Genomic DNA, 7,161 nt, shown 5'->3' with positions numbered 1-7,161 from the left:
AGTCGAGGGACTGGATGCGGGAGCCGATGATTATCTGGTCAAGCCTTTTGCCGCAGAAGAGTTGACGGCAAGAGTGCGAGCCTTGCTGCGGCGCAACGGAAAGACCGGCACAGAAGGCGAAATGGCATACGGCCCGATTTCGTTAAAGGTAAATGAATACGACGGCTTTGTGGATGACGAGCCGATGAAGCTGACCACGAAGGAATACGAGCTGCTCAAATATTTTCTGCAAAATCGGGAGCAAATCCTGACGCGCCAGCAAATTTTTGACCGCGTATGGGGCATCGACTCAGAGGCGAATTACGGAGTAGTCGATCTGTACGTCCATTATTTGCGCAAAAAGCTGGGAGCTTACGAAAGCTACATTCGCACGATCCGCAACGTGGGCTACATTTTGAAAAAGGAAGAACGGTAATGTTTCGAAAAACGCGGATTCGCCTGGTGACACTGAATGTCATCGTGGTATTTCTGCTGCTCAATGCGTTGGGGAGTGCCGTTTACTATACGATGAAGTATCGGCTGTACTCGCAAGTAGACCGCGAGCTGGAGAAGGTGAGTCAGCGGCTTACGGTAGACCCTCTGCCTCGCTTGCAGCGGATTAACGATGATCCTTTTCCTTACAATCGCCTGGAGCGAAAAAAGTACATGGATCTCGATCGCAGGTACGCCCTGCTGGTCTGGGATAGCTTTGGCCGGGTGATCGGAACGGCTTTTGGCGAGCGTCTGGAGCCGGAGGAGTTGCCGAACTTTTTCCATATCGGCAAGCCGGACGGCATCGAAACCGTGACGATCAAAGGACAGGTATATCGGGTACAGACGGTCACCGTGCCGAAAAAAGTCGTCGTGGGCGATCACTTGCAAGTAGCCTACCAGTTTCAGTTGATTTACAATCTGGCGCCCGAGCAGAACATGCTGAGCAGCCTGTTGTACGTCGTGGTCATTGGCGATATAGTGAGCATTGTCATTGCGATCATCGTCGGCTGGTTTTTGGCGAGACGCGCCCTCATCCCGATCCAGGTATCGTGGGAAAAGCAGCAGCAGTTTATTGCAGATGCCTCGCACGAGTTGCGCACGCCGTTGACAGCGATCATGGTCAATCTGGAGCGGCTGTTCCGCCATCCCGATCATACCATCGAGCAGGAAAGCGAAAAAATCATGATCGGCATGCAGGAGGCGAAGCGGTTGAGCAAGCTGGTAGCCGACCTGTTGACGCTCGCCCGCAGCGACTCCAATGAACTGCAGATTATGAGCAGAAAATTTCGGCTGGATGAGATGGTGCAGAAATGCACGCAAGTATTTTCCCAGCTCGCCATCGTGAAGGAAATCAGCCTGGAGACAGCGATTGAGGAGCCGCTGGAGATCGTCGGGGACGAGGAGCGCCTGCACCAGCTCATGGTCATTTTGCTGGACAACGCTCTCAAGTACACGAACAAAGGCGGCACCATTTTTGTTTCGTGCAAAAAAGAAGGAAACCGCGTCGCCATTCTGGTGAAGGACAGCGGGATCGGCATTTCCAAGGAGAACATTCCATTCCTGTTTGATCGTTTTTTCCGGGTGGACAAAATGCGTTCGCGTGCGACGGAAGGAACTGGGCTCGGCCTGTCCATCGCCAAGTGGATCGTGGACGCCCATCACGGCAAAATTACGGTAAGCAGCGAAGAAGGCATAGGAACGAGTTTTTTGGTTACACTTCCATTGAAGTAACAGCAGAAGACCGCTTTTCCGAAAAGGAAAGCGGTCTTTCTTTTCCGTTCCGCCGCATGGGGCGAGTGCGAATAATATACTTTTTTGCTTTACATATTTAGAAAGTCAGGTAAACTACAAGGGAAGAGAGGAGTGACGAGCGATGAAACTGACAGTAACGGCCCCGGCGGTAGCGTGGTTCAAGGAAGAGTGGGGATGCAAGGAAGGCGACAGCGTCCGCTTTTTTGTCCGCTATGGAGGCGTGAGCACGGTGCAGGATTCGTTTTCCATGGGGATTGCCAAAGAGCAGCCGAACGAAGTCGGGCTTTCTGCGGTAGTAGACGGCATTACCTTTTACATGGAGCAGGATGAGCTGTGGTATATGAATGGAAATGGACTGATCGTCGACTACCGACCGGCGACGGATGAAGTGGATTTCAAACTGGATGAAGCGTGAGCAAGCAGCGAATCGCTCAATCTGATACAAACGATACCGAAATGACTCCCGAAGCAGGAGTCATTTTATTTTTATACTTAACAAACAAAAATATTTATTATATTATAAATCTATACCCGATTGGAAAAAGGAGGATGGAGCATGCGGTTACTCGATTCGTATTTGGAGCTTGGCGTAGTGGGAATGGCGCGGGCCGCGCAGGCAGGCTGGTTTGGAGGGCATTACGGTGCGGCTTTGTTGGCGGGCTACTACATGGATCGCGAGCATGAGCTGCCTGAGCATGTAAAAGCAGGAATTGAGCGAACCTGTGAGGCGTTTCGGCGCTTGCAGCCGGAATGGTTTGCGCCGCTGGGTCAAGAGGAACAGGCTGATCCGGCTTTGCTGCAGCAGGTCGTTGACGGACTGACGCAAAATGTGAAGCAACTGCGGACATCCGGGCATGGACTGGCATTGGGCGTGCTGGCATTGAAGGCGTTGCGGGATCGGCCCGATCTGGTTCGTCCGAGCGTGGTCGCCGGATTGGTCGAAATGCTGAAAAAGACGACAGAAGACAGACCGACGCGCTATTGGGGCATCGACAGCTATTTTGCCGTCACAACTGCGGATGTGGCGGAGGAAGTGGCTCCGTACGACACAACCGAGGAGATGGCGCGAAGGACGTTTGCCGAGCTGCATACCGTCGTGCCGGGGCGAGTGATCGACGGGCAGCGCTACCATTTTGCGGGCGAGATCGTCCATGGTGTGACGCACGCGCAAGCTTTGACAGACCTGGAGCGCTTCGGATACGGGGAGCTGGTGCAGGCAGGCATGGTGAACCACCGGATTCAGACTTACCTCAATCGGCAGATGCCGGAGTTTGTTTTGGCGGATGAGGTCAAGGAACCTGCGTTTACGGAGATTTTTTCGCCTGCATACTGGGAAAAAACGTACAGCGATCCACATGCGCTCAAGCTTCCGTACGCGGCGCTGGATCTGCTGGGCAGGCTGCCTGCCGGGGAGCGCCCAGACGCCGAACGCAATCTGTGCAAGCTGTTGACGACGATGGAGTAGACAGACGAGCAGACGGGCGTTAAAAAAACAGGGAGGCTGCTGTAGCGCTCCCTGTTTTGCCTGTGGCTATGTGGCCTACCAGTTCGGAATGACGGTAGTGGTAGATTCTTGATTCGCAAAGTAGCTCTTGTGCTGAACGAGTGCGCGGAGAATGGCGGCTTCATTGATTGTATAACCAATGCCGGCTCCGGTTGGAACGGCCAGTACGCCCGGCGAAACGAAATCGATCATCGGCGTCACTACATCCTCTGTAAAATAGCGGTGCGAAGGGGACGTGTCGCCCGGGATGGTGAAATTGGCCAGCGAAGCGATGGCGATGTTGTGCGCGCGGCCGATGCCGACTTCCTGCATGCCGCCGCACCAGACGGGAACGCCTTTTGCCGCGCACAGGTCATGGAGCTTCCTGGCATCGGTCAGGCCGCCGACACGCCCGATCTTGATGTTGATGATGCGGCAGCTTCCCAGTTCAATCGCTTTGCGCGCATCCTCCACCGTATGGATCGACTCGTCGAGGCAGATCGGCGTTTTCAGTTCTCTTTGCAATGTCGCATGGTCGATGATGTCGTCGTGCCCCAACGGCTGCTCGATCATAATCAGCCCGAAGTCGTCCAGTTGCTTCAGCATGTCGATGTCTGCCAGCGTATAGGCGGAGTTGGCATCGGCCATCAGCGGAACGTCCGGACCAAAGGTGTGACGGATCGCCCGGATCGGCTCTACGTCAAAGCCCGGTTTGATCTTGACCTTGATTTTTTTGTAGCCGTCGCGGATAAAGCTGTCTACGCGCGCAAGCAGCTTCTCGATCGTCGGCTCGATGCCGATGCTGACCCCTACGTCAATCGTCGTCCGGGTTCCGCCAAGTGCCCGGGAGAGGGACATGCCGTTCATTTTCGCATACAGGTCCCAAACCGCGCCTTCCAACGCCGACTTCGCCATCTGGTTGCGGCGCATCCAGGAAAAGATTTGCGATACTTCATCAGGGTGCTCGATTTCACGGGAAAAAAGTTGTGGAATCAAATATTTTTCCAGCATATACCAGACTGTATCGACATCCTCCTCGTTGTAGACCGGAACGTCCATCGCGACGCTCTCGCCGAAGCCGACATGTGTTCCGCTGTAGGCGCGGACGAGAATACATTCCTTGTGCGTCTCCAAGCCCATGCTGGTGACAAAAGGGGCTGTCAACGGGATTTTGATTCTTTGCAGATCGACGCGTTCGATTTTCATGACCATCTCTCCTCAGACTTGGGATTCGTATGAGCGATGGCGGCGCACAGGCGGATTTACTTGCCAGCGTGCCGCTCAAACGTGGTGAGTACTGTACGGGCCAAAATCTCGATCCCATCCAGCAGCGCTTCTTTGTCAAATGTCATCTGCGGATGGTGCAGGCCGGGTGCGAGGCCGCAGCCCAGTCCCAGCATCGTCGCGCGCAGGTGAGGGCGCTCCTTGGTGTAATAGTGAAAATCTTCCGCGCCTGGCGTCTGAATCGGCGCTTCCAGACGGTCTGCGCCGAGCGTCTGCACAATCGCCTCGGCCATGATTTGCCGCGCCTCTTCGTGGACTTCGGCGGCGTACACCCGCTCGGTGATGTCATAGGACAAGTCTACCTCATAAAGCTGGGCGACGTGCTGCAAAATGTGCTCGACTCTGGAAAACAGCGCGTCGATGACAAGGTTCGTCTGGGCGCGCAAGTCCAGGTGGAACTGGGCCGAGCCGGGAATGATGTTGCTGCTCTTGCTGCCCGCAGAAAGCTGCGTCATTTTCACGGAATAAGGGACGAGCGGATCGAGGTGAATCCCTTTGAGTTGCTCGACGATCGCCGCTGCCACCTCGATGGCATTGACGCCAAGGTGCGGGCGCGCCCCGTGGGCATCGTCTCCCTTGATTTGCCCGAAAATGGTGCCTGCCGCGCCGTGCATGATGGCAGAGGCAGCCGTGCCGCGCGGAATCTCCTGAACCGGGCGCAGATGGACGCCGTACAAATAGTCGATGTCGTCGACCACTTGTTTTTTAACCATAGCCAAAGCGCCGTTTCCGCTTTCCTCCGCCGGCTGGAAAATCAGCTTGAGGCGGCCGGGGAGCTGGATGTTTTGCGCCTGCAACACCATGAGGACGCCCAGCACCATCGTCATATGGGCATCGTGCCCGCAAGAGTGGTTCGCCTGGAAGACGCCGTTTACCTCCTGCCAGAGCGCATCCATATCTGCCCGCACGCCGACCGTCAATCCTCCCGGGGTCAAGTCTCCCCATTCCGCCACCACTCCGGTTACGTCGTCAAACGTCGTGACCCGGCAATGACGCTCCTGCAAAAAACGGGCGATATAAGCGGTCGTTTCTACTTCCTGCCAGCTAACCTCCGGATGTCGATGCAAATGCTCGTACAGAGAAAAAATGGCGGGCTGCAATTGTTTGATTGTTGTGCGCATGGTTCCTCCACAGGTTTGCGGCTGGGGCTGCGCCACAGCGGGGCGCATGCGACGCAAGCCAGCTTGTTTTGAAAAAGGTGTGCGTCGTCTTTAGCTCTAGGAAACGCCGATGGTTACAGCGACGATCAGGGCGATGGCGGCGATGACGGCCCAGCCGAGAAGCAGCTTCCAAATGAACTTGACCCATTTTTCATACGGAATGCCAGCGACAGCCAGATAGCCCATCAAGGCAGAAGAAGTCGGAATGATCGAGTTCGTCACCGCATCCCCGTACTGGAAGGCAAGGACGGCGACCTGACGGGAAATGCCCAGCAGGTCGGCGATTGGCACCATGATCGGCATCGTTGTCGCCGCTTGGCCGCTGCCGGACGAAATGAACAGGTTCAACACCGCTTGAATCAGGAACATGGCCAGCACGTTGATGGCATCCGGCAAATGGCCGATGGCGGAAGTCAGCGCGTAAATCATCGTGTCGATAATTTTTCCTTCTTCCAGCACGACGGTGATCGCCCGGGCGAAGCCGACGATCAGGGCGCCGAAGGTAACGGCTTTGGCGCCAGCGACAAAGGAGTCAAACAGCTTGTTTACATTCAGCCCGCCGACAAGCCCGGCAACCAGTCCCATGATTAAAAAGGAAGCGGTAAGCTCGGTCAGGAACCATTCGTACTCGAACACGCCGTAGACGTTGAAGGAGAGTCCACAGACCATGACCAGAAAGACCAGCTTGTGGCGTCCGTTGAGATCGGGAATTTCGACGGCGACTTGTTCGTCGCTTTCCTTTTGCTCGATCGCGTAAATGACGCTCTTGGTCGGGTCTGCCTTCACCCGGTAGGCGTAGCGCATGACGTACCAGATGGCAAAGCCGAGGACAAAGACGTACACGATAGCGCGGAAGGTCAGACCGGAGAAGAGCGGCAACTGCGCCAAAGACTGGGCGACCCCTACCGTGAACGGATTGAGCATGCCGCCCATGAAGCCGGCCGCTGCCCCCATCGTAATCATGGCGGTACCTGTTACGGCGTCAAAGCCCATTGCGCGGGCGAGAGCGATGCCGATTGGCACGAAAATAATGCTTTCTTCCGCCATCCCCATCGTGAAGCCGCCGATGGAGAAGAGGAACATGGATGCGGGGATCAGGAGCTTTTCCCTGCCTTCCAGATAGCGGACGCCTTTGTTGATGCCCGCCTCAATGGCCCCCGTCTGGCGGATGATTCCGAAAACGCCGCTGACGATGAAGATGTAAAAGATGATTTGCGAGCCTTTTTGCATCCCTTCAGGAATTGCTTTGAACATGTCGAAAAAGCCGACAGGGCTGCTCTCGACAGCGTGATAGCTGCCGTTTACCACGATGGTTCTGCCCGAGGCGTCGTCCTTGATGCGTTCGAACTCGCCTGTCGGAAGCACGTAGGAAGCAAGCGCTGCCAAAATGATGATGATAAAGAGAATGGCATAAGTGTGCGGGACGGAAAAACGTTTTTTGGCTGGCGCTGCTGGAGAAGAATGTTTTGTAGCCATGAGGTCACCTCGCTTTTTTGCCTTTTCTATAAG

7 protein-coding genes (1 of these 7 running past the window's edge) are annotated in these 7,161 nt (G+C 55.4%); 4 read left to right on the top strand and 3 right to left on the bottom strand.

Annotated features, from left to right (window positions below; translation table 11 throughout):
- From BA6348_RS00750 to BA6348_RS00735, 4 genes are all read left to right on the top strand, one after another.
- Positions 1 to 415, top strand: the 3' portion of a protein-coding gene (locus BA6348_RS00750; protein WP_005832185.1) for a response regulator transcription factor. It extends 260 nt beyond the left edge of the window; 415 of the gene's 675 nt are visible here — the last part of the coding sequence; its start codon lies off the left edge, out of view; it ends in the stop codon at positions 413 to 415.
- Positions 415 to 1,704, top strand: a complete 1,290-nt coding sequence (locus BA6348_RS00745) for a sensor histidine kinase (RefSeq protein ID WP_005832186.1) — start codon at positions 415 to 417, stop codon at positions 1,702 to 1,704. The genes BA6348_RS00750 and BA6348_RS00745 overlap by 1 nt, the downstream gene beginning before the upstream one ends.
- 142 nt (positions 1,705 to 1,846) lie before the next feature.
- Positions 1,847 to 2,140 carry a HesB/YadR/YfhF family protein gene (locus BA6348_RS00740; RefSeq protein ID WP_005832187.1) on the top strand — a complete coding sequence of 98 codons (294 nt, stop codon included), beginning with the start codon at positions 1,847 to 1,849 and terminating at the stop codon, positions 2,138 to 2,140.
- Between the two features lie 141 nt (positions 2,141 to 2,281).
- Positions 2,282 to 3,190, top strand: coding sequence for a hypothetical protein (locus tag BA6348_RS00735; protein WP_122952520.1), 909 nt, complete (start codon positions 2,282 to 2,284; stop codon positions 3,188 to 3,190).
- Positions 3,191 to 3,265: 75 nt separating this feature from the next.
- Here the strand turns inward: BA6348_RS00735 and menC are convergent, their stop codons facing one another.
- The 3 genes from menC to BA6348_RS00720 all read right to left on the bottom strand — a co-directional run bounded on the left by menC (position 3,266) and on the right by BA6348_RS00720 (position 7,128).
- Positions 3,266 to 4,414 (bottom strand): o-succinylbenzoate synthase, encoded by a 1,149-nt coding sequence (gene menC / locus BA6348_RS00730; protein ID WP_026558314.1) that lies wholly within the window; start codon positions 4,412 to 4,414, stop codon positions 3,266 to 3,268.
- A 56-nt stretch (positions 4,415 to 4,470) separates the two neighbouring features.
- Positions 4,471 to 5,613 (bottom strand): M20 peptidase aminoacylase family protein, encoded by a 1,143-nt coding sequence (locus BA6348_RS00725; RefSeq protein WP_005832192.1) that lies wholly within the window; start codon positions 5,611 to 5,613, stop codon positions 4,471 to 4,473.
- Positions 5,614 to 5,709: 96 nt separating this feature from the next.
- Positions 5,710 to 7,128 (bottom strand): YfcC family protein, encoded by a 1,419-nt coding sequence (locus BA6348_RS00720; RefSeq protein WP_005832193.1) that lies wholly within the window; start codon positions 7,126 to 7,128, stop codon positions 5,710 to 5,712.
- Positions 7,129 to 7,161: the final 33 nt, after the last annotated feature.

Origin of the sequence: Brevibacillus agri, assembly GCF_004117055.1 — a bacterium.
Lineage (GTDB): Bacteria > Bacillota > Bacilli > Brevibacillales > Brevibacillaceae > Brevibacillus > Brevibacillus agri.
The sequence above is the reverse complement of the archived record's forward strand: the minus strand, read 5'-3'. Positions and strand labels throughout refer to the sequence as shown.